Source organism: Microbacterium sp. NPDC090014, assembly GCF_044748285.1.
GTDB lineage: Bacteria > Actinomycetota > Actinomycetes > Actinomycetales > Microbacteriaceae > Microbacterium.
Genome location: NZ_JBIVFS010000001.1, coordinates 2,423,731 through 2,448,182, shown reverse-complemented (window position 1 = coordinate 2,448,182; position 24,452 = coordinate 2,423,731). Strand labels below are relative to the sequence as shown.

Genomic DNA, 24,452 nt, shown 5'->3' with positions numbered 1-24,452 from the left:
ATGCTGGTACTGACGAGACGCGCCAACGAGAGCATCGTGATCGGCGACGACATCACCGTCACGATCCTCGCCGTGACGCCGAGCGGTGTCCGTGTCGGCATCGACGCCCCTCGCGACAAGCGCATCAACCGCGCCGAGATCGTCATCGCCGTGAGCGATGCGAATCAGGAGGCCGTGCAGACCTCCTCCGACGACTCCGCCGAATCGCTCATTCTCGGCGCCCTGGGCAGAACCACCCCTGCTCCATGATCGGACGCTCGGAGTGTCATCTCCGGGACTCCGAGTTACTGCGTCGAGCGTTGTCGCGATAGTCGTTCATGTGACGGGCGATCCCGTCATGGAAACCGCGACATGACGAGGTGACGAATCGTGGCCGCTCACGACCTGAGCATGCAACTGATGCGAGAGCGCGATCTGCTGGAGGTGCTGCTGTTCAAGCTCGACGAGCAGCAGATGCTGCTCGCGACCGGACGCAACCGGTGGATCCACCATGCGGCGAACGAGATCGAGCGGGTCCTCGCGGCCATGCCGACCGTCGCACTGTCGCGCGACACGCTGGTCATCGCGGTGGCTGACGAGTGGGGCGTGCCCGAGGCGACGACGCTCCGCGATCTGATCGAGGCTGCGCCGACCGACGCGTGGCGCGAGATCCTGTCGGGTCATCTCGAGGCCATGACCACTCTGGCCGACGAGATCGGCGACATGAAGAAGGTCAACGAGCAGCGTCTGCGCACGGCGATCCGGGTGACGCAGGAGACGATCGCCGGCCTCGGGGTGCCGACCGGCGAATACGACACGCACGGCGACGTCGTCCGCGGCGCGGACGCCCGACTTCTCGACACCAGGGTCTGAGGTAACCATGTCTTCCTTCGCAGGGCTCCGCCTCGCAGAATCCGCGCTCTCGGCCGCACGCGCGGGGATGACCGTCACGGGTCAGAACATCGCCAATCAGACGACTCCGGGCTACACGCGCCAGCGGGTGGAGCAGACCTCGCTCTCGGCGCCGGGGCAGACGGGGCTCTGGCCATCCGGCATCGCCATCGGCGGGGGAGTGGGCGTGACCGGGATCGCGAGGCTCGGCGACGACATTCTCGATGCCCGTGTGCGCGACGCGCTGTCGACCTCCGGCTTCTGGTCGGCTCGTGCGACGGCAGCGAGCCGCGCAGAGGACGTGCTGGCCGAACCCACGAAGGACGGTCTCGCCGCGAACCTCAACAGGTTCTGGTCGGGCTGGTCCGACCTCGCCAACACGCCGGATCCGGCAGCGGCGCAGGTCGTGCTCTCGAATGCCGACGTGCTCATCGGACAGATCGCGGAGGGCTACCAGACCATTGCGGGGCAGTGGAACGACCTGCGCAGTCAGGTCGACGGTCAGCTCGCCGACGTCAACGCCGCTGCCAGCCAGGTGGCCACTCTCAACGGACAGATCAGGGAGGCGCTGCAATCGGGGCGCAACGCCAACGAGCTCATGGACCAGCGCAGCGTCCTCGCCCAGCAGCTCTCGTCGGCCGTCGGTGCGAAGGGCATCGTCGAGCCGGACGGCACACTGACTCTTCGCGTCGACGGCAATGCGCTCGTGTCGGGCGACAGCAGCCGAGCGCTCGTCGCGAGCGGACCGCGTGACATCGCGGACGCAGGTCGGATCACCGTCTCATGGGCGGATCGACCGAACCTCGCGGTGCCGATCACGGGTGGCGTCGTCGGCGGCACGATCAGCGCTCTGGCCCCCGCGTCCGACGGGGGGACGCTCGCCGGTGTCGCGGCCGCCTACAACGAGACGGCGACCGCGCTCGCGACCGCCGTGAACGATGTGCACCGCACCGGCGTCACCTCGTCGGGAGCGGCCGGAGGCGACTTCTTCGCGCTCGACGGTTCGGGTCCGGCGGCGCTGGGACTCCGTGTCGTCCCGACGGGACTCGATCAGCTGGCACTGGCAGCGCCGGGTGCGGGCGCGAAGGACACCACCATCGCCGACCGCATCAGTGCGCTCGGGACATCTGCGACGGGGCCCAGCAAGACGTGGTCGACGTTCGTCACCGGCTTCGCAGTCGCCGTCGCCGGGGATCTGCAGCGTGCGGACATCGCCGATATGGGCGCGGTCGCGGCGGTCACCGCGCAGCAGTCGAACGCCTCGGTGGACGGCGACGAGGAGACGATCAACCTCCTGACCTACCAGACCGCATACCAGGCGGCGGCTCGCGTTCTGACGGCCGTCGACGAGGCACTGGATCTGTTGATCAACCGCACCGGCCTCGTCGGCCGCTGACTCTGGGGAGAGTGAAATGATCGGTCGAATCACGACCAGCACCATGACGCAGCAGTCGCTGCGCACACTGCAGACCAACCTCGCGGATCGCGCACGGCTGCAGGATCAGGCGGCGTCGCAGCGCGCCTTCCGCTCGCCGAGCGATGATCCGGCCGCCGCGGCCACGGCGCTCGGTGTGCACGGTGATCAGGCGCGCGTCGCTCAGTTCGCCCGCAACCTCAGCGACGGGATGGCGTGGGTGACCACGGTCGACACCGCTCTCGGCGCAAGCGCCGATCTGCTCAACCGCGCGCGTGATCTCACCGCACAGGGAGCGAACTCGGGCGCGCTGAGCCCGACCGCTCGCGAGTCGATCGCCCAGGAGCTCGAGTCGATCAGCGCAGAGCTGCTCGCCAAGGCGAACACGAGGGTGCTCGGCCGCAGCGTCTTCGCGGGAACGAGCGATGCGGGAGCCGCGTTCGATCCCACCACTTTCAGCTTCAACGGCGGCGCGGGCGACGGCGTGCATCGCCGCATCAGCGAGAACGAGACCGTGCGCGTGGACTTCGACGGCGCTCAGGCGTTCGGTGAAGGGGCCGACAGCGCCTTCGCCCTGCTGAACGACATCGCGGCGGAACTGCGCAGCGGTGCCGAGGTCGGCTCGCGTCTCGGCGACATCGATGCGCGGCTGAAGGACGTCACCGCGGCTCGCGGATCCACGGGTGCTCGTCAGGTGCAGATCGAGCGCGCGTCGGCGCAGAATCTCTCCTCGTCGATCGACCTCGAAGCGCGCCGTGCCGAGGTCGAGAACGTCGACAGTCTCGAGGTGCTCGTGCACCTGCAGTCGGCCGAGCTCGTGTTCCAATCCGCCCTGCAGGTGACGGCCCGCTCGCTGCAGACCAATCTGATGGAGTTCCTGCGATGAGCGCACCCACTGACCGGACGACGGCGACGGTCGACGTCGAGTTCGCTTCGCCGATGCCCGGACTCGCTCCGCACACGTCTTTCACCCTCGAGCGGATCGACGGAGCGGAGGGCCTGCACGCGCTGCGCGCGACGGATGCCGACGTGCGCCTGTTCCTCCTCGACCCGCGATCCGGGGACTACGGCTACGAGCCGAGCATCCCCGCAGACGTGCAGTCCGAGATCGGCGCCGCCGACGAGTCGGAGATCCGGGTGTTCGTCGTGGCGAACCCCTCTGCCGACGGCGTGTACATCAACCTGCGTGCGCCGATCCTGATCCACACCGGATCCGGCCGTGCCGCACAGGCGATCCTCGAGGATCAGCGCTACCCGATCCGTGCCCTGCTGGGTGCCTGAGCAGGGCGTGACGTTCGACGGCTCTTTCGACATGGTGGACTCCCGGCACGGGGAGAATTCCGAGATTCACCGCATATACCAAGGAAGAGCATCTATCCTCTAAGAGCACAGGCTGGGGTACTGGCGGGATCCCGGCGTCGTCGCAGGAGATCGGGACCTGGGGCACGTCATGGATGCGGTTGGTAGGGGTACAGCGCACGACGCTCGGTGACGAGCGACATTCCATGGGACGGAAGACGACATGAGCACATCAAGGACGCTCGAGACGAATCGGGTGAGCAAGCGGGAGTTCGTGCAGAGATTCGCACGACGCGGTGGCATCTCGGTTCAGGCCGCACAGACGGCGTACAACGCGATGATCGACGAGCTCCTCGACCTCGTGGGCCGCGGGAACACGGTCACACTCACCAACTTCGGCAAGTTCTATCCGCAGACGCACAAGGGGCACCGGGTGCAGTTCGCGAAGGACGACGGAGACGCCGAGGTCAACGACTACACCGTGCTGAAGTTCTCCGCGACGCGCGAGGTGAACCGCCGCGTCAAGGTGAACGATTAGTCATCGTTATCTGAACGTAAACGAGAATCCCCGGAGGTTTTGGCCTCCGGGGATATTTCTTGCCCGTCGCACCCCTAGTCTGTAGTCAGATGTAGTTCTGGCCACTGGGGAGAGGCCGCGCTGTGAGTCGCTGGGGAGGGCTTGCACTTACAGTGAAAGAGGCGAATCCGATGCCTATGCGTGCCCGCAACCAGCTCGTGGTCGATCACCTGCACATCGTCGGTGCGGCGACGGCATATGTGGCGTCTCGACTCACGCATGTCTCCCGCGACGACCTCGCCTCTGCCGGTGCGTTCGCGCTGGTCCGCGCGGCCGAGAAGTTCGACGCGACCCTCGGCGTGCCCTTCGGCGCGTTCGCTCGAGGACGCGTCAACTGGGCGCTGAAAGACGAGCTGCGGTCGATGGACTGGGCGCCTCGAGATGTTCGGGTGCGAGCCAAGCAGACGACGAAGGTCCGACAGACACTCACGGCCGCCCTCGGTCGCACGCCCACTGTGGCGGAGATCGCGGCAGCCATGGGCGTCGACACCGCCGTCGCGCGCGAAGGGCTCGCCGACGCCGAGCGTCTGCTGACGAGTCTCGATGCGCCGGACGCGCCGGAGATCGTGTGGACCGGCTACCTGCCCGAGGAGCTCGCGATCGCCTCCGAGCGCGACGAGTTCCTGCGGCGCGCCGTCGACGCGCTGCCCGAGCGCAAGCGGGCGATCATCACGGCGATCTATTTCGAGGACCGCACGGTCAAGGATCTCGCGGAGCAGCTGGGCGTCTCCCACGCCGCCGTCTCGCAGCAGCGTGCGGAAGCGGTGCGCATGCTTCGAGATGCGCTGGATCGGCACTACGCCGACACCCCTCAGCGTGAGGCAGCACCGGCAGCGCGGTCCTCCGCGTCGGCGCTGGACGCGTACTTCGAGCGCCTCGCTGCCGGCGGTCAGCGGTTCACGCGCGCGATACTGTCGCACGCGGTCGGCGTCTGATCCGTCGCGCGCACGCGCGTGGCCGCAGGGCCGTCAGAGACCGAAGCCGTAGCTGGGCTGACCCACCAGGATGAGACTGACCGTCGTCGGGTAGACCTCGGGCTCTTCGTCCTCATCGTCGAGCAGCTCGAGCTTGTGGATCGGCACGAAGATGCCGCCGTCCGGCTCGAAGATCAGATCCTTCGGTACGAAGGAGGCGAAGATCGACCGTGTCGCGTGGCGCAGCTCGAACGTGCGACCGACGTCGCCGCGCTCGAAGAGGTTCATCTCGACCTCATCCGACCACACCTTGCCGTCGGGGAAGCGAGCCTCGATGCGATAGGTGCTCGGTTCGACCGCCTTGATGTTGAGATCCTCCACGACGTCCGCGAACAGCGCGTCCGGCTGCTCGAGTTCGAAGGCGATGGCGCGGAGGTGGTCGTAGTTGAGGCGAGCGCGACGCGAGAACAGCGCGACGTTCTCGATCTCGTCCGGGTCCGCGTGGGGGGCCTGATCGATGAGGTACTGGCGCACCTCGTCGGGACCGGGGTACTCGAATCGCATGTGGTAGTGGAACCGGCCGGGGCGATTGACGATGTACGTGCTGACGTCGCTGATGTCGTTCACCGTGAGGCAGTAGATGCGCTTCACGGACGAGAGGCCGTCGAACAGGGACAGGAACTGGTTCTGTCGATTGCCTCCCTCTGCGCCCCCGCGGCGGCCAGCGGGGAAGATCTTCTCGAACTCGTCGAAGATGATCAGACACTCGTCGAGGGTGTCCAGGAACTCCACGATGCCGTCGTTGTCCTCTGAGACGATCACGACGGGCAGGCACTGCTCGAGGGCCTCCTCGGCGACCATGCGAAGGAACAGCGTCTTGCCGATCCCCTTGTCGCCGGAGAGCATCACGCCCAGGCTGCGGTCCGAGAGGGCGTAGGACCGGAAGATCTTGTCGACCTTCCTGTCTCGGCCGCCGTAGACGCGCTCGGTGCCGACGGTGAGGTCGTCGATCTTGATCAGGCTGAAGCCCTCTTTCGAGGTGAAGTGCACCCGATAGGTGCCGAGAGGGAACTCATGATGCGTGCGGACGGCGTCGTCGTAGACGCGGACGTGTCCGCCCGTCTCGATGTAGGTGCTGGTCAAGATCCTTCTCCTTCGCTCCCCGTGTTGATATATCGGTTGAGATCGGACTGCCGTAAGGCGTTCGGCGAGATAATTTCGCAGTATCCTGAGCGGACAGCGGGCGTGGGGACGCCCGGGTCAGGGGACCGCTATGGGGACGAACGCAGGCGAGCAGCCGATCGCGGGGTCGATCGTCATCGTGGTCGAGGCCGCGCCGCAGGGGCTGCTGCAGTTCACGCTGGATCCTGACGATCGTCAGCCCGAATGGCAGGTCATCCTCATCGCCCATGACGATGCCGTGATGGGCGCCGCGACGACACCGGAGCAGACGGCGGAGCTGCTGGTGCGCGGCAGCGTCGAGTGCATCAAGCAGAGCATCCCGAGCCTCGAGGTCGGCGGACTCACCATGCGGCCGGAGCTCGGGCCGAACGACAACGCCCAGATCGTCGCCGCCGGCGAGGCCATCTTCCTGCAGTCCGAGTGGGATGCGGTCGTGAAGCAGGCGGGCGATCTCCCCGAGGTCTGACTGCGAGCGTGCCGCTCCCGGCGGCACCGTCAGTCCGGCGTCAGGAACGCGTCGACGATCAGCGCCCCGCGGATCTCGCGAAGCTCGTCGATGATGCGATCGATTCCCCGCGCGGTCACCGAAGGCATCTGCAGATCGTGGGGTCCCAGTGGTTCGAGCCGTCCGGTGCGAACCCGGATGACCTCCCAGCCGGCGGAGCGCAGCGCGCGATCCTTGCGGAGATCGGTCTGCTCGCGGGTGCCGACATGCTCGAGTCCGTGGCGCCCGACCGTGTCGTACTCGATCGCGACACGGAGCTCCGGCAGCAGGATGTCCGGCCACACCTCGGTATGGCGGAAGAACGGGCGAGAGACTTTGACCGCGTTGACACCGGTCGTGACGGAGATGCGGGCGGCGAGCATGGCGCGGAGTCTGGCCTCGGCGGCGGATGCCGGTGCCGGGGCGCAGACGCTGGAGAAGGCTTCGCCGGAGGGGAGATCGGGCGTCTTGCTGCAGAGGGTGAGCGGGCGTTTCGGCCGCCGGGGTATCGCGCGGGCTTCGCCCAGCACGACCGGCTGGGGCCTGGCGAGCGTCGAGCATTCCGGGCACCACGCCGACTGGCGGCGCACCCGACCGGGGCGTTCGCGCTGCTCAGCGGGGGTGGCGGCGAAACGATGGCCCACTCGGCATTCCCAGCACAACAGCACATCGGCCGCCAACGGCACCTGCGAGAGTGCGATGCCGTGATTGAGTTCGGGGTGGTACTGGCGGATCAGTTCGGGGTAGGCGGCCCACTGCGAACGATAGGTGCCGATCTCGTAGGGCACCTCGCGTCCTCGCGAGAACTGGCGTCTCGCCCACCACGACTGCACGGGTTCGGTCACGTCGGGCAACCTACCGGGCACTCCGGACATCGCCAGGAGGGGCTGGACGTGACAGACTCGCGGAGAGCAATGAGTCCGATGAACGGACAGAGGGAGTCGTCATGCCGCAGCGGATCGTGATCAGTGGCGCATCGGGCCTGATCGGCACGGCGCTCGCCTCGTCGCTGCGGTCGGACGGTGTGGAGGTGACGACCCTCGTGCGTCGCCCTCCGCGTGATCCCTCCGAGGTGCAGTGGATGCCGGGGGAGCGCGAGCTCGACCCCGATGTGCTGGCGGGCGCTGTCGCCGTGGTCGCGCTGGGTGGTGCGAGCGTCGGGCGTCTGCCTTGGACGCGACGGTATCGCCGCGAACTCGTCGAGTCCCGACTGACGGGCACCCGCACGCTCGCGACGGCGGTGCGCACCCTGCGAGACGATGCTCCGGCGTTCGTGTCGGCATCCGCTGTCGGCTACTACGGCTCGGCGCCGGGCGAGGTGCTGACCGAGGCGTCGCTCGCGGGCGACACGTTCCTGGCGCAGCTGTGCGTCCGATGGGAGCAGGAGGCGCTGCGCGCGGGGGAGCAGACGACGGTCGCGCTGCTGCGCACCGCTCCGATCATCCATCGCAAGGGTGTGCTGAAGCCGCTCATCCAGCTCACTCGCTTCGGGGTCGCCGGTCCGATCGGGCCCGGCACCCAGATCTGGCCATGGATCTCTCTCGACGATGAGGTGCGCGGCATCCGACACGTGATCGACCAGCGCCTCGAGGGGCCCGTCAACTTCACCGGGCCGACGCGTGCCTCGGCGAACGACATCGGTCGCGCCCTCGCGAAGAGGATGCGCCGACCGTTCTGGATCCCGGCTCCTGCCTGGGCCCTCCGGCTCGCGCTGAGTCGGTCGGCCGCCGATTCGCTGCTGCTCTCCGATGCGGACGTCAGACCCGGCGCGCTCGAAGGCTCGGGCTTCGAGTTTCGGCACAGGACAGCCCAGCAGGCCGTCGACGCCGCGCTGTGATCGGGCGACGACGACTGCCGTGCAGGCTCAGTGCCCGTGCGGGTCGCGCCGATTGAGTGTCTCGACCACCTGCGCATAGTCTCCCCGTGCTTCGCCGTAGCGCAGGAACTTCACGTTCTCGACCTGGATCTCGGTCGCATCGGGCTGGGTCCCGATCAGGTCGACGACCTCGCTGACGAACTCGTCGAGTGGCATCGCGAACTCGCTGGTCTCCTGCCCCGGCATGAGCGAGGTGCGGACGGAGGGCGGTTCGAGCTCGAGCACGCTCACACTCGTGTCGGCGAGCTGCAGACGCAGAGATTCGCTGAGCATGTGGATGGCCGCTTTCGTCGCGTTGTAGGTGGGCGTCACGCGAAGCGGCGCGAAGGCCAGACCGGACGACACAGTCATGATCGTCGCGTCCGGCATGGTGCGCAGGTGCTCGATGAAGGCCGCGATCAGCCGGATCGGACCCAGGAGGTTGGTGGTGACGATGGCCTCGGCGTCGTCGAGGAACCCCTCGGGCGACGTCCAGTCCTCGACCCGCATGATCCCGGCCATCGGGATGACCACGTTGAGCGAGGGGTGGGCGGCCATGACCGTCTGCGCGGCCGCCCGGATGCTGTCGGCGTCCGTCGTGTCGATCCGGACGGTGTGGATGCCCGGGTTCGCCGCGGCGATCTCGTCGAGCAGTTCGGCGCGACGCCCGCCCACGATCACGCTGTTGCCCCGATCGCTGAGCCGCAGAGCGAGGGCGAGGCCGATACCGCTCGTGGCACCGGGGATGAAGATGGTGTTTCCGCTGATGTTCATACGTCCACTCTTCGTGCTCTCGCCCAGGCCCTCCAGAGATGGCGCATCCAGGGATCGGGCGTCCCTGGATGCGCGAGGCAGAGCACGAGATACTGCAGAGGTGGACAGAGAAGCACTGGCCGAGTTCCTCGTGCGCCGCAGGGAGCAGTTGAAGCCGTCCGACGTCGGCCTCGGTGCGGGGGCGCGTCGACGCACCCCCGGGCTTCGACGCGAGGAGGTCGCGCAGCTCGCCGCCATGTCGACCGACTACTACGCGCGGCTCGAGCAGCAGCGCGGGCCGCAGCCCAGCGTACAGATCCTCGGCTCGCTCGCACGGGCGCTGCGTCTGACCCCCGACGAGCGTGACTACCTGCATCGGGTCTGCGGACACAGCGCACCGGACCGCACGATCTTCACCGACTACGTGCATCCGGGGATGCTCCGCGTGCTCGACCGGCTTCACGACACGCCCGCATTCGTCGTCTCCGCGCTCGACGAGGTGCTGATCCAGAATGACGCAGCACGCGCTCTGCTCGGCGACGCGAGCGGTCTGGAGGGGATCGAGCGCAGTGGGATCTACCGCTGGTTCGCGCACCCGGACGACGAGCGCCGGCGGTACCCGGAGGAGGATCATCCGCGTCACAGTCGTGTGCTCGTGGCCTCCCTCCGATCCGCCTATGGCGCCCTGGGCGAGCGGTCTCGCGCCGGCGAGATCGTCCGCGAGCTCGCGTCGCTCAGCCCGGAGTTCGCACAGCTGTGGGAGGTGCACGAGGTCAGGCGGCGCTTCGAGGACCACAAGGTCCTGATCCATCCCGAGATCGGTCCGATCGAAGTCGACTGCCAGGCGCTTTTCACCGAGGACGAATCCCAGGCGCTCATCGTCCTGACAGCGGCGCCGGGCACCGACGCCGAGAGCAAGCTCGAGCTGCTCAGAGTGCTCGGGACGCAGCGCGTCTGAGAGCCGTGACGCGCCGTCGTCCGAGGCTCTACGACCGAGACGCCTCAGGACGCCTCAGGACTCCTCGTGCGATGCGGGATCCGCGTCGAACAGTCGCCCATCGGGGCGTCCGAGCGCCGTGATCGCCTCGACCTCCGCATCCGACAGCACGATCGCTCCGGCCGCGAGGTTCGACACCTGATGCTCGAGCGACGACGCCTTCGGGATCGCGACGGTCTCGCGTGCCACATGCCAGGCGAGCACGGTCTGCGCGGGGGAGATCCCATGGGCGGCAGCCACCTCGCCGATCACCCTCTCCTCGATGAGTTGCTTCGCCCGACCGAGAGGACTCCATGCTTCGGTGAGGATGCCGTGCTCCCGGTGGTAGGCGAGCTGATCGGTCTGCGGGAAGTACGGGTGCACCTCGATCTGGTTCACGACGGGCCTGACCCCGGTCTCCCGCTCGATGCGCTCGAGGTGCTCCGGCAGGAAGTTCGAGACGCCGATCTGCCTCACGACGCCGCGCTGCTGAGCGTCGACGAGCGCCTCCCAGGCCTGCACGTACTCGTCCTGCTGCGGGTTCGGCCAGTGGATCAGATGCAGATCGATCGCGTCGACCCCGAGCCGCGACCGGCTCTCCTCGATGCTCGTCCGCGCCTTCGCGCGCGGGTGATGGCGTCCGGGCAGCTTGGTCGTGACGATGAGCTCTGCGGCGTCCACGTCGGATGCGCGCACGCCGCGACCGACTGACCCCTCGTTCTCGTAGTTGAAGGCCGAGTCGATCAGGCGGTATCCGGCCCCGATCGCCGTGGTGACCGCATCCGCACCCGCGTCGCCGTCGAGCGCGTATGTTCCGAGTCCGAGAGCCGGAAGAGCGAAGCCGTTGTGTGCCGTGAAGTGAGGAAGAGCCGTCATGGCGCCAGCGTACGCTGGAGCGATGAGCGTGGTGCAGAGGATGGCGTCGGATGACGGTGTCCCCGATAATGCCGAGCGGTGTCCCTGTGGCTCCGGAGATCTCTTCGGCGGATGCTGCGGCCCGCTGCTCGGCGGCGCCGCTGCGCCGACGGCCGAACGCCTGATGCGCTCCCGGTTCACGGCGTTCGCGATCGGGGATGCCGCGTACCTCCTGGCGTCCTGGCATCCGTCGACCCGTCCGACCGACCTCGAGCTCGACCTCGACGTGGTGTGGCGGCGGCTCGTGATCATCGATCGGGTCGACGGCGGCCCCTTCGACCGAGAGGGCGTGGTCGAGTTCGAGGCGTTCTGGCGGCAGGATGCCGAGCGCGGTTCGCTGCGTGAACGGAGCCGCTTCGTGCGCGAGGAGCGCAGTTGGCTGTACCTCGACGGACAGGTCGGGTGATGGACGGGGCCGGGCAGCGACTAGATTTGAGAGCGTGAACGCCAGCCCAGAACACCAGCGCATCCTGCTCGACGTCGCCGACCTGGACCGGCGCATCGCGCAGGCTGAGCGCGCGCGCACCAAGCCGCCGCAGGCCGCTCGCATCGCCGAGCTCGTCGCCATCCGTCAGGAGCAGCTCCGAGAGCTGACGACTCTGACGGGTGTGCGCGATGACGTTCGCACCGAGCTCACGCGTCTCGAAGCCGATGTGAAGCTCGTCGAACAGCGTCGCGCCCGTGACGCCGATCGACTGGCCACGGCGACGAACTCGAAGGAGGCGCAGGCTCTCGAGCACGAGATCGCCAGTCTCGCCAAGCGCCAGAGCGATCTCGAGGATATCGAGCTCGACGTCATGGGGCGCGTGGAGGACGCAGACGCGGCGGTCGCCGCTCAGCAGGCACTGCTCGGGACGACCACCGCGGAGGGCACCGCGCTCACCGCTCAGGCCAAGGCCGACGTCGCGACTGCGACCGATCTGATCGCGCAGCTGACTCGCGACCGTGAGGCGGTCACGGCGACCCTTCCGGCGCCGCTCCTCGCCGAGTACACGCGTCGCGCTGCGAACAGTGCCGGTGCGGCGCTGCTCACCCGCGGAACGTGCGAGGGATGTCGGATCCTGCTCCCCGGCACCGACCTGAACGACATCCGCAATGCGGCAGACGACCTCGTGGTGTCCTGCCCCGAGTGCGGGTGCATCCTGGTGCGCACCGAGGAATCCGGGCTGTGATCCGCGCGCCGCGAGCGCGACGGCGGTGAGCTCGCGGCTCCAGACCGAACGTCGGATCGCCCTGGTCAAGGGCGCGACCGGTGCATACATCGCCGTGGAGCTCGACTCGGACGATGTCGAGGTCGCGCGCACAGAGCTCTCTCCGACCGAGATGCCGGTGTGGGTGGCCGAGCAGGAACGCGTCGATCCGCCCCGGTGGGTGATCCGCAGCGCCCGGGAGATCTACCCCGTGCTGCTCGCCTCGGGTGTTCTTCTCGGCCGATCGCACGATCTGGTGCTCTGCCACGCGATCCTCCGCGACACCGACACCGTCGCTCGTCCGCTCGCACCGTCCGCGTCGTGGGTGCGACGCGAACCCGTCGACGACGCACCGGCATTGTTCGAGGTCGCCGAGCACAGCGATTCGCACGACCCCGTGGCGGATGCGCTCGATCAGTACCGCGAGCAGCGCCGAGTCCTGCGCGACAGCAAGGACGGGCGGCTGACCCTGCTCACGTCGGCCGAGTCGGCGGGTGGCCTCATCGCCGAGGAGATGCGCGCTGCCGGCCTGCCGTGGAACGAGTCCGTGCACGACGGCATCCTCACCGAGATCCTGGGCACTCGACCGATCGCGGGCGGCCTTCCCAGCCGCATGGTGGTTCAAGGAGAGAGGGTGCGGTCGATCCTCAGCGACCCCACGCTCAACCTCGAGAGCCAGCCGAAGCTGCTGCGCGCTCTGCACCGCGTCGGCGTGCAGGTCGAGTCGACGAGCCGGTGGGAACTCGCCCAGCACAGCCACGCCGTGGTCGAACCGCTCCTGGCCTACAAGAAGCTGTCGCGGCTGCTGAGCGCCAACGGGTGGGCCTGGCTCGCCGAGTGGGTGCACGACGGCCGGTTCCGACCGATCTACATCACGGGCGGCGTCGTGACGGGACGATGGGCATCGGCGGGTGGCGGCGCCCTCCAGCTGCCGCGCAATCTGCGCGCCGCCGTGCGCGCTGACGACGGATGGACGCTCGTCGTCGCGGATGTCGCGCAGCTCGAGCCGCGGATGCTGGCCGGCATGGCCGGTGACCGAGCGATGGCGCGGGCGGCCCAGGGCAAGGACCTCTATGAGGGTGTCGTCGAGTCCGGCGCGGTTGCCACGCGAGAGGAGGCCAAGTACGCCGTCCTCGGGGCGATGTACGGCGCGACCACCGGTGACAGCGGCAGGTTGGTCCCTCGATTGCGCAAGGTGTACCCGCGCGCGATGGCCCTCGTCGACCGCGCCGCCCGTTTCGGAGAGGACGGGGGAGTCGTCTCGACGTGGTTGGGACGATCGTCTCCTCGCCCGTCGACGGAGTGGGAGGCGATGCAGGCTGCGGCTACGGGCGCGGATGCCGACCCTGCCGAGGTCGCCCTCGCCCGGCGTCGGGCCCGCGACTGGGGCCGCTTCACGCGCAACTTCGTGGTGCAGGGGACCGCGGCCGAGTGGTCGTTGATCTGGCTGGCTGAGATCAGGCATCGCCTGCAACTGCTCCCCGTCGCGGAGCGCGAAGCTCCGGCATCCGGGATCTTCGGCTCCCGCGCGCACCTGGCCTTCTTCCTGCACGACGAGGTGATCCTGCATGTCCCGCAGGAGCAGGCGGATGCTGCAGCCGACGCGGTGCGCGAGGCCGCGGCTGTGGCCACCCGCCGCCTCTTCGGCAACTTCCCGATCGACGTGCCGCTCGATCTCCGCATCGCGGAGTCGGCGGAGAAGTAGCGCAGCCTGGTCGTAGACTGGAGCTGTGAATGGGTCGACTGGACGGCCGCGTGGCGGGCAACCGCACCGAGGAACGTCCGGGCTCCTCAGGGCAGGACGGTGGGTAACGCCCACCCGGAGCAATCCGCGAGAAAGTGCCACAGAGAGCAGACCGCCCCGCAAGGGGTAAGGGTGAAAGGGTGGTGTAAGAGACCACCGGGGGCCATGGTGACATGGCCCGCCAGGTAAACCTCGTCCGGAGCAAGGTCAGACAGAGGATGTTGACGCGGCTCGCCGAGTCCTCGGGTAGACCGCTAGAGTGCCACGGCAACGTGTCGCCGAGAGAGATGGCCGTCGAAGGGGCGAAGAACCCCGGAACAGAACCCGGCGTACAGGTCGGCCCATTCGCACCCACCTCCTGAGCAGGGCCGCGCTGGCTTCCTGGCCGGATGCTCGATAGCGTTCGGGCATGTCGAACCGTCCTGCCGCCACGGCGCTCCTCGCGGCTCTGTCACTCGCAGCGCTCAGCGGGTGCACCGCCACGATGCCTGAGGTCGCAGCGACCACGGCAGCCGTTCAGCCCGCGGCTGTGCCGACGCCGAGCGACACGCCCGCGCCGACACCGACCCCACCCGCAGAGGCGAGTCGCTGCACGGTGCTGTCGATGATCTCGATCCCGGGATACAGCGAGGGAGACGAGGAACCCACCTTCTACGCGACATGGAACGGTGTCGCACCGGTGGACAACGGCGAGACCGACTTCGCTCGCGGCACGGTCACGCATACGTCAGACGGGCTCATCTCGACTTACACGGTCGCGGCGGGGGATGCGCCATCCGCCGTGAGGGAGCGGCTGTGCACGGACGTCTATGCGGCGATGACTTACAGCCGTCTGGGTTCGATGCTGTACCCCGGCGATGTGCTCACGCTGGGACCGGGAGCCATGGAGCCGCTCGTGACGGAGCCGTTCGTGAGCGAGCCGCAGCGTCAGTGAGAGCGGGGGAGCGTGGCGATCGCAGTTGCATTGCCGAGCAAGTCTTTTGCTTAGCTAGTTATCTTGATATGTTGTGCGCGTGACCGCGACTTCTGGGTCACCTGCCAGCAGGTCCCCAGCATGCTGGCGAGCGCCCCGCGAATTCCCCAGGTTCCCCGGGGCGCTCTTTTCTCTCGCTCACAGCATCGCCAGCGGTCGTCACGCCAGACGGTCCCGTCCCGGCTGATCCTCTCGAGGCGTGGAATCTTCGAGCTTCCTGCGCGCGAGGTTACGTCGCACCAGCGGCCAGAACAGCACGAGCACGCCGGTGGCGACGAGGCTCGTCCAGACCTGGGTGCGACCCCCTTCGCTGAACATCATCACGACGATCACCGCGGCGATGCATGCGATCAGGAGCACGTTCAGCCAGGGGTGCAGCCACATCTTGAGTTTCAGGTTCGCCACCTCTTCCGGCGTCATCTTCTGGCGGAGTCGCCACTGTGTGACGGCGATGAATACGTACACGAACAGTGCGACCAGGCCCGCCGAGTTCATGATGAAGTCGAAGATGCCCGATCCCGGGGTGAAGAAGTTCACGAGCGTTGCGATCAGGCCGCCGCTGGTCGAGGCGAGCAGCGCCATCACCGGGACGCCGCTCTTCGACCGCTTCGCCACGATCTTCGGCGCGAAGCCCTGCTCGGCGAGGGCCGCGAACATGCGCGACGCCGAGTACAGGCCAGAGTTGAGCACCGAGATCACCGCCGTGAAGATGACGAGCTGCATGATGATGCTCGCGCCCGGGATGCCGAACTGCTCGAGGGCGTAGGTGAAGGGCGCGTTGGCGACGTCGGTCGGCACAGGCAGTTCGTTCCAGGGCACCACGGTGACGATGATGAGCACCGAGCCGACGAAGAACAGCAGGATGCGCCAGATGATCGTGCTCGTCGCCTGACGGATGCCCTTGGCGGGATCCTCCGATTCGGCGGAGGCCATGACGGCGATCTCGGTGCCGAAGTACGAGAAGATCACCAGGGCCACACCCGTGAACGCGACTCCGAAGCCGTTCGGGGCGAATCCGCCGTGTTCCCAGAGGTTGGAGATCGACACCTCCGAGTTCGGCCACAGGCCGAAGGCGAACAGCAGACCCGCGCCGAGGAAGACGACGATCGCGAGCACCTTGACGCTGGCGAGCCAGAACTCCACCTCGCCGAACGCGCGCACCGAGATGATGTTCGTGCCGACGAAGATGCCGATGAGGATCAGCGACCACGCCCACGACGGCACGGCGGGGAACCAGCTCGCCATCGTCTCGCCGCCCAGCACCGCGTCATAGGCGAGGACACCGACCCAGAAGTACCAGTACAGCCATCCCACGAGGTAGGCGGCCCAGTTGCCGAGGCCCACTCGCGCATATTCCATGAACGAGCCGATCGCCGGGCGCGACGCCGCCATCTCGCCCAGCATGCGCATGGCGAGGAAGACGAGCAGGCCGCCGATGAGGTACGACAGCACGGCGGCCGGACCCACGGCGCGGATGACATTCCCGGATCCGACGAACAGGCTCGCTCCGATGATGCCGCCGAGGGTGATCATGGTGACGTGACGCGACCGCAGCTTCTTCGCCTGTGGTCTGTCGACGGGCACCATCCCGGCTGTCGTCTCCGGCGATACCGGCCGGTCCCATGATGATTCGGATGGTTCGTTCATCTCGACGCTGCCTTTCGTTGCCGTCCGGTCTCACCGTCGAGGCGCAGACGGGCGGGGTGCCATGGTGTCACGTCGCCGGGCCGCCGCGCGGGTGATCCGGTGAGACGCGCCGCAATCCCGGACGCGACGAAGGCCCCGCCGGATCGGCGGGGCCTTCGTCGTCTCTGTGGTCGGGGAATCAGTCGCCGGCGAGCGAAGCCGCGCCGATGATGCCGGAGTTGTTGCGGTGGATCGCCGGGACGATCGGTGTCTTGAGGTCGAGAAGCGGGAGGAAGTCACCGGCGTTCTTCGACACTCCGCCGCCGACCACGAACAGGTCGGGGCTGAAGAGGAACTCGATGTGCGAGTAGAACTTCTGCAGACGTTCCGCCCACTCCGCCCAGCTGAGTCCCTCGCGCTCGCGCGCCGAGGTGGCTGCATACGTCTCGACCGACTCGTACTCGCCGAAGTTCAGGTGGCCGAGCTCGGTGTTCGGCAGCAGGACTCCGTCGTACAGGAATGCCGAGCCGATGCCCGTGCCGAGGGTCGTGAGCAGCGTGAAGCCGCGCACATCCCGCGCCGCGCCGTGGCGGGCCTCCGCGACGCCGGCGGCATCCGCATCGTTGACGAAGACGATGTTGCGCCCGAGCCCGTCGCGGAAGAACCGCTCGGCGTCGAAGTCGATCCATTCCTTCGAGACGTTGGCGGCCGAGAGCGTCTTGCCGCGCTTGACGATCGCCGGGAACGCCACGCCGAGGGGAAGAGTCGTGTCCTTGACGTCGAGCGTCTTCAGAACCGTCTGCACGGCCTGGAGGACGTCCTGCGGTGATGCGCCCTCAGGAGTGGGTACGCGTACCCTGTCCGAGGCCATGGTGCCGTGCTCGAGGTCGACCAGACCTGCCTTGATACCCGTGCCGCCGATGTCGACGCCGATCGCTTTTGCCATGCTGGTTAGCTTAGCGACCACGCTCAGCGCCAGTAGGATCGATGACACCACGTGAAGAAGGGGATCGGCCATGTCGAACGGCGATGAGAAGTACTGGTACAACCTGGAGACCGGCCAGGTGGAATTCGGCATGATCTCCGCATCGGCCGACCGCGTCGGCCCCTTCGACACCGAGGCTGAGGCGTCTCGGGCTCCGGAGAAGCTCAAGGAGCGTTCGCGCGCCTGGGCTGAGGAGGAAGCAGCCGAGAGCGGCTGGGACGCCGGTATCGGCAAGGCCGAGTGACCGTGGACAAGCAGAGGGATTTCGTCCTCCGGACGATCGAAGAGCGCGGCGTCAAGTTCGTCCGCCTGTGGTTCACCGATGTCATCGGCACGCTCAAGTCCGTCGCCATCGCGCCGGCCGAGGTTGAGGGCGCGTTCGCCGAGGGCATCGGATTCGACGGCTCGGCCATCGAGGGCCTGACCCGCAGCTACGAGTCCGACCTGCTCGCCCAGCCCGACCCCACCACCTTCCAGACCCTGCCGTGGCGCGGCGAGATCGACCCGACCGCGCGCATGTTCTGCGACATCACGACGCCGGACGGCCGTCCTGCCGTCTCCGACCCCCGCCATGTGCTCAAGCGCACGCTCGCCAAGGCGGCGGATGCCGGATTCACGTTCTACACGCACCCCGAGATCGAGTTCTACCTCCTCAAGTCGTCGTCGTTCGGCCCTGAGGGTCCGGTTCCGGTCGACTCCGCCGGCTACTTCGACAACGTTCCCGGCGGCACGGCACACGACTTCCGCCGCCGTTCCGTGCGGATGCTCGAGGATCTCGGCATCTCCGTCGAGTTCAGCCACCACGAGGGCGGCCCGGGTCAGAACGAGATCGACCTGCGCTACGCGGACGCGCTGACGATGGCCGACAACGTCATGACCTTCCGCACCGTCATCAAAGAGGTCGCGATCGAGCAGGGCGTCTACGCCACCTTCATGCCGAAGCCGCTGAGCGGTCACCCCGGAAGCGGCATGCACACCCACATGTCGCTCTTCGAGGGCGAGCGCAACGCGTTCTATGAAGAGGGCGCCAAGTACCAGCTCTCCAAGACCGGACGACACTTCATCGCCGGCCTGCTGCGTCACGCCAACGAGATGGCGGCGGTGACCAACCAGTTCGTGAATTCCTACAAGCGGCTCTGGGGCGGCGACGAGGCTCCGAGCTTCGTCACCTGGGGCCACAACAACCGCTCCGCTCTGGTGCGCGTGCCGATGTACAAGCCCAACAAGGGCGGTTCGTCGCGTGTCGAGTACCGCGCGCTCGACTCGGCAGCCAACCCGTATCTCGCGTACGCCCTCATGCTCGCGGCCGGCCTCAAGGGCATCGAGGAGGAGTACGAGCTGCCTCCCGAGGCCGAGGACAACGTGTGGTCGCTCAGCGACGCCGAGCGCCGCGCGCTCGGCTATTCTGCGCTTCCGGCGAGCCTCGACCACGCGCTCGAGTACATGGAGAGCTCCGAGCTCGTCGCCGAGACCCTCGGCGAATCGGTCTTCAACTACGTGCTGCTCAACAAGCGCAAGGAGTGGGAGGCCTACCGCGGCCAGGTCACTCCGCTGGAGCTGAAGAACAACCTCGAGTTGCTCTGAGCGTCGCCGATGGCCCGTTCGGACGACTCCGTCTCTCTCTCCGCGCTGGCCAGGCTGGGGTTCGCCGAGCTCAGTGAGGCGGCGGCGAATCTCACCGAGCTCGCGACCCTGATCGGAGTCGAGCGCTCACTTCTGCTCAGCGAGGCGGACGCGGCCGACCCCGATGCGGCGGTCGAGGGGATGCTGCGCGTGGCACGGCGCGATGCGGCACCCATCGCCGCCCTGTTCACCGACCAGCGGGCGCGCCGACGTGCGTGGCGGGTGTTCGGGGCGTCGCAGGGCTTCGCCGACTTCTTCCTGCGGCATCCGATCGAGATCTCGGTGCTCGGCGACACGTCCACCGAACTGCCGTCTGCGCACGAGCTGCGCGATCGGATGCTCGAGGCCGTCGGAGCGCGCGACGGATTCGCCGAGTCGGGCGATGACAGCGCGGTGGTCACGCTGCGTGTGGCGTATCGCCGCAACCTCGCTCTGATCGCCGCGATCGACCTGACGGCGCACAATCCTGTGCGCATCGTGGCGGATGTCGCCGCCGCGCTGGCCGATATCGCGGGCGCGGCGCTGGAGGCGTCTCTGGCGATCGCGCGCCGGCGGCTGGTCGACACGATGAGTCGCGAGCAGGTCGCGGCCACGCAGCTGGCGATCATCGGCATGGGCAAGGCGGGTGCACGCGAGCTGAACTACGTCAGCGATGTCGATGTGATCTTCGTCGGCGGAACCGCAGACGAGGACGCCGTCCCGGAGTCGCGCGCGATCGACATCGCGACCCGTCTCGCGAGGGAGACGATGCGAGGACTGAGCGGCATCGAGGTCGAGCCCCCGCTGTGGGAGGTCGACGCCGCGCTCCGTCCCGAAGGCAAGCAGGGCGCGCTCGTCCGGTCGCTCGGCTCGCACCTGGCCTACTACGACCGCTGGGCGAAGAGCTGGGAGTTCCAGGCGCTACTGAAGGCGCGACCCCTCGCGGGCGATGCGGAGCTCGGCGCCGAGTACATCGCCGCCGTGCAGCCGAAGGTCTTCTCCAGTGCCGCGCGTGAGAACTTCGTCGACAGCGTGCAGCGCATGCGCGAGCGGGTCATGGAGCACATCGACCCCGAGGATGCCCCGTACCAGCTCAAACTCGGCTCCGGCGGCCTGCGGGACATCGAGTTCACCGTGCAGCTGCTGCAGCTCGTGCACGGCCTCACAGACCCCCGTCTGCGCACGCGGGGCACACTCGAGAGCCTCGACGCCCTGGTGGAGGGCGGCTACATCGGCCGGGCCGAGGCTGCGTCTTTCGCCGATGACTACTGCGTGCTGCGGTTGATGGAGCACAGGTTGCAGCTCCGCGAGCTCAGCCGCACCCACCTGATGCCCCGCACACCGGCGGGCCTTCGGGTGCTCGCGCGCAGCACCGGCCTGGGCGAGTCCGGTGAAGCGATCTGGGCGCGCTGGGAGAGCGTGCGGCGGGAGGTGCGCGACATCCACACCCGCCTGTTCTACCGGCCTCTCCTGAGCGCTGTGGCGGCGCTGCCGGAAGAGGAGCGCACGCTCTCCACGGCACAGGCGCACGACCGGCTCATGGCGATCGGCTTCCGCGATCCGGCCGGCGCCCTGCGCCACATCGGTGCACTCACCACCGGATTGAGCCGCAAGGCGACCATCCAGCGGCACCTCATGCCCGTGATGGTGCGCTGGTTCGCCGACGGCAGCGACCCCGACTATGCGTTGATCGCGTTCCGTCGCATCAGCGAACGCCTCGGCGACACTCCCTGGTTCCTCAGGATGCTGCGTGATTCCTCGGGCGCTGCCGAGAGCCTGACGCGCCTCCTCTCGTCGTCGCGCTACGTCGGCGAGCTCATGGAGTGGATACCCGAGTCCGTCGCCTGGCTCGACAGCAGCGAGCTGCTGCGGCCCCGCAGCGGGGCCGCTCTCGACGAGGAGGCCAGGGCCATCCAGACGCGGCACAGGAACGTCGGCGACGCGCTGCAGGCGGTGCGAGCGCTGCGGCGGCGCGAGCTGCTGCGAACGGCGATGGGCGGCGTCCTCGACGTGCTCTCGATCGAGCAGATCGCGACGTCCCTGACCGAGATCACCGACGCGACGATCCAGGCGGCGCTGCGCGCGGTCCGCCGCGAGATCGTCCCGCTCGACGATGAGGCGCTCGACTTCGCGGTGATCGGCATGGGGCGGTTCGGGGGAGCGGAGCTGGGCTTCGGCTCCGATGCCGACATCCTCTACGTGTACGACGCGAACGGCGTCGATCCGCAACGCGCGCAGACGCTCGCCACGCGCATCGTCGCCGGCCTCCGAGAGCACCTCACCGACCACCGTGTGCCGTTGGACCTCGATGCCGATCTCCGTCCGGAGGGACGCAACGGACCCGTCGTCCGATCGATCGACGCGTATGCGGAGTACTACCGGCGCTGGTCGCTCTCCTGGGAGGCTCAGGCACTCCTGCGGGCGAGAGGCGTGGCGGGCAGCGCGACTCTCATCGAGAAGTTCACCGCCCTCGCCGACAGCATCCGCTACCCCGCCGAGATCGACCTGCAGGGAACCCGCGAGATCAAGCGCATCAAGGCGCGAGTCGAGGGGGAGCGGCTGCCTCAGGGAGTCGATCCTCGTCGACACCTGAAGCTCGGTCCGGGCACGCTGAGCGACGTCGAGTGGCTGGTGCAGCTGCTCCAGCTGCAGCACGCCCATGACGTACCGGCCCTGCGCACCACGTCGACGCTCACGGCGCTCCAGGCGGCCGTCGACGCAGGCTACGTTCCCGCCGAATCCGCCGATCTCCTCCGGGCCGCGTGGCTGCTGTCGAGCCGTCTGCGATCTGCGATCACCCTCTACACGGGCAAGACGAGCGACGTGCTCCCGACGGATCCGCGCGACCTCGACGCCATCGGTCGGCTGCTCGGGTACCCCGACCGTTCGGCGAGCATTCTCGACGACGACTACCTCGGCGTGACCCGGCGTGCGCGCCGGGCATTCGAGCAGCTCTTCTACGGCTAGCCTGGCTCCATGACGATCTCGAAGCTCGGTGTGATCTGGAACCCCTCGAAGGTCGACGGGGACTCGCTGCGCGCAGCCGTCGCCGAGACCTTCGTCTCCGACGGTGTCGGCACTCCTGTCGAGTGGTGGGAGACCAGCATCGAGGACCCGGGGCGGGGAATGGCCGCCGAAGCTGTGGCCGCAGGCTGCGACGTGGTGATCGCCGTCGGCGGCGACGGCACCGTCCGGGCGGTCGCTGAATCGTTGGCGGGCACGGACGCCGCGCTGGGCATCGTGCCGCAGGGCACGGGCAACCTGCTCGCGCGGAACCTCGAGATCCCCCTGAACGACATCCCCGCCGCGTTGGTTCGGGTGCGCGACGGCGAGCCGCAGCGGATCGACATGGGCTGGGTCGACCACGACGGCACCGAGCACGCGTTCGTGGTGATGGTCGGTTTCGGCATCGACGCGCAGATGCTGGTCGAGACCGACGAGGACCTGAAGAACCGAGCCGGATGGATCGCCTACGTCGAGGCGATGGGACGTGCTCTCGCCGGCACCGAGATGACCGACATCACCCTGACGCTCGACGATCAGGAGCCGCAGGGGCTTCGCGGTCACACCATGCTGATCGGCAACTGCGGCATGCTGCAGGGCGGCATCCGTCTCCTGCCGGATGCGGTGCTCGACGACGGACTGCTTGACATGCTGCTCGTGAGCGCCGAAGGGCCCCTCCAGTGGCTCGACACCGTCCGTGCCTTCGTGTGGGAGAACGGCATCCGTCGCATGATGGGCAATGTCGACACCGCTGTGAGCACCGACTCGACGACGCACATCTCCGCGGAGCGGGTGCGCGTGCAGCTCGCGTCACCGCAGATGTTCGAGATCGATGGCGAAGAGGTCGGACACATCTCCGACTTCACCGTGCGGGTCCAGCCCGCCGCCCTCACCGTTCGCTGAGGGTTCCCGGTGGGACGACCTTGCTGTCCTGCGTCGGGAAGACGACCTTCTGCACGATGATGATGATGCTCGCGGCGACGGGGATGGCGACGAGTGCGCCGAGGATCCCGCCGAGTGCGCCACCGGCGACGGCCGCGATCACCACGAGTGCTCCGGGAACGGCGACCGCCTTGTTCATGATTCGCGGGGACAGGACGTATGCCTCGATCTGCATGTACACGAGGTAGTAGCCGAACGCGATGAGAGCGGTCACCGGGCTCACGATGAGGCAGATCAGCGCATTGATGATCGAGGCGCTCAACGTTCCGACGAGCGGGATCATCGAGCCGATGAAGGCGATCAGCGCGAGAAGCGCCGGCACGGGGGCTCCGATGATGCTCAGCACGATCAGGCTCAGGATGCCGTTGATGAGCGCCAGGCTGGCCTGCCCCATCACGTAACGCCCGACGGCGCCGGAGACGTCTTCGAGGAGCCCTCCGAAGGTGTCGCGCTGGTAGGACGGGACGAAGCGCACCGCGACGCGCTTCATGCCGCGCAGCGAGGCCATGAAGTACAGGGTCAGGATGAGCACGATGGTGACGCCGGTGAAGCCGCCGGCGATGCCGGCGCCGACCGCGAAGACTCCGCCGCTGATGTTGAGGATGTTGCCCGGATCCTGGACGAAGCTCAGCACGCCCTGCGCGGCGTCGTCGAAGGTGGAGCCGAACTGCTCGCTCACGTCCTTGAACCAGGCGCTGGCCATGAAGTCCTCGACCATCTTCGGGCCGTCCTGGATCAGGTTGGTCACCTGCTCGATGAGAAGAGGCACGATGGCCAGGATGATGCCGGCGAAGACCAGGATAACGACGGACACGACGATGGCGACGGCGGCCGGGCGAGGGAGCTTGCGTTCGATGAACGAGACGATCGGGTCGAGCCCGAGTGCGAGGAAGATCGCCACCCCGATGTAGACCAGCACCGTGGCGAGCTGGTTGACGATTCCGCCGAGCATCAGCGCAACGAGCACACCCAGAGCACCGAGGAGGCCGAACATGAACGGGTTGATCCGGGCGATCGCCGCGGCCGCTGTCTTCGGCTGCGCGGGAGGAGTCTCGGTGGTGTGGACCCTCTTCGGCTGCAGCCTGTCGTACTTGCGGCGCATGATGGCCCCCCACTTGTGTTCATTCGGACCCCTCAGTTGACCAGTA

25 protein-coding genes and 1 other RNA gene are annotated in these 24,452 nt (G+C 67.8%); 19 read left to right on the top strand and 7 right to left on the bottom strand.

Translation table 11 applies throughout. The features are described from left to right. From csrA to ACIPV5_RS11605, 7 genes are all read left to right on the top strand, one after another. Positions 1-249 (top strand): carbon storage regulator CsrA, encoded by a 249-nt coding sequence (gene csrA / locus ACIPV5_RS11635; protein ID WP_053096324.1) that lies wholly within the window; start codon positions 1-3, stop codon positions 247-249. A 141-nt stretch (positions 250-390) separates the two neighbouring features. After that, complete coding sequence (gene flgN, locus ACIPV5_RS11630) at positions 391-852, top strand: flagellar export chaperone FlgN (RefSeq protein ID WP_222839304.1); 462 nt, start codon at positions 391-393, stop codon at positions 850-852. Positions 853-859: 7 nt separating this feature from the next. After that, entirely contained in the window at positions 860-2,266 is a 1,407-nt protein-coding gene (flgK, locus tag ACIPV5_RS11625; RefSeq protein WP_285365416.1) for a flagellar hook-associated protein FlgK, read from the top strand. 16 nt (positions 2,267-2,282) lie between these two features. After that, positions 2,283-3,170, top strand: coding sequence for a flagellar hook-associated protein FlgL (gene flgL, locus ACIPV5_RS11620; RefSeq protein WP_072591334.1), 888 nt, complete (start codon positions 2,283-2,285; stop codon positions 3,168-3,170). Then, positions 3,167-3,565: a flagellar assembly protein FliW gene (locus ACIPV5_RS11615; RefSeq protein WP_400341061.1), complete on the top strand. Its 399-nt coding sequence runs from the start codon at positions 3,167-3,169 to the stop codon at positions 3,563-3,565. The genes flgL and ACIPV5_RS11615 overlap by 4 nt, the downstream gene beginning before the upstream one ends. Positions 3,566-3,806: 241 nt before the next feature. After that, positions 3,807-4,121, top strand: a complete 315-nt coding sequence (locus tag ACIPV5_RS11610) for an HU family DNA-binding protein (RefSeq protein WP_053096320.1) — start codon at positions 3,807-3,809, stop codon at positions 4,119-4,121. 170 nt (positions 4,122-4,291) lie between these two features. Then, positions 4,292-5,095, top strand: a complete 804-nt coding sequence (locus ACIPV5_RS11605; protein WP_053096318.1) for a sigma-70 family RNA polymerase sigma factor — start codon at positions 4,292-4,294, stop codon at positions 5,093-5,095. Positions 5,096-5,128: 33 nt separating this feature from the next. Here the strand turns inward: ACIPV5_RS11605 and ACIPV5_RS11600 are convergent, their stop codons facing one another. After that, positions 5,129-6,217, bottom strand: coding sequence for an AAA family ATPase (locus ACIPV5_RS11600; protein ID WP_053096315.1), 1,089 nt, complete (start codon positions 6,215-6,217; stop codon positions 5,129-5,131). Between the two features lie 130 nt (positions 6,218-6,347). Between ACIPV5_RS11600 and ACIPV5_RS11595 the strand changes: the two genes are divergently transcribed. Continuing rightward, a complete protein-coding gene (locus ACIPV5_RS11595; protein ID WP_400341060.1) occupies positions 6,348-6,722 on the top strand; it encodes a hypothetical protein in 375 nt (124 codons plus the stop codon). A 29-nt stretch (positions 6,723-6,751) separates the two neighbouring features. Here ACIPV5_RS11595 and ACIPV5_RS11590 read toward each other — a convergent pair whose 3' ends face one another. Further along, positions 6,752-7,585, bottom strand: a complete 834-nt coding sequence (locus tag ACIPV5_RS11590) for a zinc-ribbon domain-containing protein (RefSeq protein ID WP_320488411.1) — start codon at positions 7,583-7,585, stop codon at positions 6,752-6,754. 101 nt (positions 7,586-7,686) lie between these two features. Here ACIPV5_RS11590 and ACIPV5_RS11585 point away from each other — a divergent pair, with 101 nt between their 5' ends. Next, positions 7,687-8,577, top strand: a complete 891-nt coding sequence (locus tag ACIPV5_RS11585; protein ID WP_187249695.1) for a TIGR01777 family oxidoreductase — start codon at positions 7,687-7,689, stop codon at positions 8,575-8,577. A gap of 27 nt (positions 8,578-8,604) precedes the next feature. On the opposite strand, the gene ACIPV5_RS11580 is transcribed toward ACIPV5_RS11585, so the two are convergent. Continuing rightward, positions 8,605-9,369, bottom strand: a complete 765-nt coding sequence (locus ACIPV5_RS11580; protein WP_400341059.1) for an SDR family oxidoreductase — start codon at positions 9,367-9,369, stop codon at positions 8,605-8,607. Positions 9,370-9,469: 100 nt separating this feature from the next. Between ACIPV5_RS11580 and ACIPV5_RS11575 the strand changes: the two genes are divergently transcribed. After that, a complete protein-coding gene (locus ACIPV5_RS11575) occupies positions 9,470-10,306 on the top strand; it encodes a helix-turn-helix transcriptional regulator (RefSeq protein ID WP_400341058.1) in 837 nt (278 codons plus the stop codon). Between the two features lie 54 nt (positions 10,307-10,360). Here ACIPV5_RS11575 and ACIPV5_RS11570 read toward each other — a convergent pair whose 3' ends face one another. Further along, a complete protein-coding gene (locus ACIPV5_RS11570) occupies positions 10,361-11,200 on the bottom strand; it encodes an aldo/keto reductase (protein ID WP_053096303.1) in 840 nt (279 codons plus the stop codon). Positions 11,201-11,222: 22 nt separating this feature from the next. Here ACIPV5_RS11570 and ACIPV5_RS11565 point away from each other — a divergent pair, with 22 nt between their 5' ends. The 5 genes from ACIPV5_RS11565 (at position 11,223) to ACIPV5_RS11545 (ending at position 15,107) form a co-directional block, all read left to right on the top strand. Continuing rightward, positions 11,223-11,645, top strand: coding sequence for a YchJ family protein (locus tag ACIPV5_RS11565; RefSeq protein ID WP_394194083.1), 423 nt, complete (start codon positions 11,223-11,225; stop codon positions 11,643-11,645). A gap of 34 nt (positions 11,646-11,679) precedes the next feature. Then, positions 11,680-12,411 (top strand): zinc ribbon domain-containing protein, encoded by a 732-nt coding sequence (locus ACIPV5_RS11560; RefSeq protein WP_053096298.1) that lies wholly within the window; start codon positions 11,680-11,682, stop codon positions 12,409-12,411. Between the two features lie 25 nt (positions 12,412-12,436). Beyond that, positions 12,437-14,134: a bifunctional 3'-5' exonuclease/DNA polymerase gene (locus ACIPV5_RS11555; RefSeq protein WP_372983493.1), complete on the top strand. Its 1,698-nt coding sequence runs from the start codon at positions 12,437-12,439 to the stop codon at positions 14,132-14,134. Between the two features lie 30 nt (positions 14,135-14,164). Beyond that, an RNA gene (rnpB, locus tag ACIPV5_RS11550) (RNase P RNA component class A) lies at positions 14,165-14,521 on the top strand. Positions 14,522-14,582: 61 nt separating this feature from the next. After that, the gene (locus tag ACIPV5_RS11545) at positions 14,583-15,107 is read left to right on the top strand and encodes a hypothetical protein (RefSeq protein ID WP_400341057.1); all 525 of its coding nucleotides are present in this window, start codon (positions 14,583-14,585) and stop codon (positions 15,105-15,107) included. Positions 15,108-15,305: 198 nt separating this feature from the next. Here the strand turns inward: ACIPV5_RS11545 and ACIPV5_RS11540 are convergent, their stop codons facing one another. Both ACIPV5_RS11540 and ppgK read right to left on the bottom strand, forming a co-directional pair. Beyond that, positions 15,306-16,793 (bottom strand): amino acid permease, encoded by a 1,488-nt coding sequence (locus ACIPV5_RS11540; protein ID WP_400341056.1) that lies wholly within the window; start codon positions 16,791-16,793, stop codon positions 15,306-15,308. Positions 16,794-16,971: 178 nt separating this feature from the next. Next, entirely contained in the window at positions 16,972-17,718 is a 747-nt protein-coding gene (gene ppgK / locus ACIPV5_RS11535; protein ID WP_053096292.1) for a polyphosphate--glucose phosphotransferase, read from the bottom strand. A gap of 70 nt (positions 17,719-17,788) precedes the next feature. On the opposite strand from ppgK, the gene ACIPV5_RS11530 reads away from it, so the two are divergent. The 4 genes from ACIPV5_RS11530 to ACIPV5_RS11515 are packed head-to-tail and all read left to right on the top strand — an operon-like array spanning position 17,789 to position 23,265. Beyond that, on the top strand, positions 17,789-18,001 hold the full coding sequence (locus ACIPV5_RS11530) for a hypothetical protein (protein WP_053096290.1): 213 nt from the start codon (positions 17,789-17,791) through the stop codon (positions 17,999-18,001). A gap of 2 nt (positions 18,002-18,003) precedes the next feature. Next, on the top strand, positions 18,004-19,341 hold the full coding sequence (gene glnA / locus ACIPV5_RS11525; RefSeq protein WP_042541155.1) for a type I glutamate--ammonia ligase: 1,338 nt from the start codon (positions 18,004-18,006) through the stop codon (positions 19,339-19,341). 9 nt (positions 19,342-19,350) lie between these two features. Beyond that, a complete protein-coding gene (locus ACIPV5_RS11520) occupies positions 19,351-22,326 on the top strand; it encodes a bifunctional [glutamine synthetase] adenylyltransferase/[glutamine synthetase]-adenylyl-L-tyrosine phosphorylase (protein ID WP_400341055.1) in 2,976 nt (991 codons plus the stop codon). Between the two features lie 9 nt (positions 22,327-22,335). Then, a complete protein-coding gene (locus ACIPV5_RS11515) occupies positions 22,336-23,265 on the top strand; it encodes a diacylglycerol kinase family protein (protein WP_053096286.1) in 930 nt (309 codons plus the stop codon). Here the strand turns inward: ACIPV5_RS11515 and ACIPV5_RS11510 are convergent. Then, positions 23,252-24,406: an AI-2E family transporter gene (locus ACIPV5_RS11510; protein WP_400341054.1), complete on the bottom strand. Its 1,155-nt coding sequence runs from the start codon at positions 24,404-24,406 to the stop codon at positions 23,252-23,254. The two genes, ACIPV5_RS11515 and ACIPV5_RS11510, sit on opposite strands and share 14 nt — an antisense overlap. Positions 24,407-24,452: the final 46 nt, after the last annotated feature.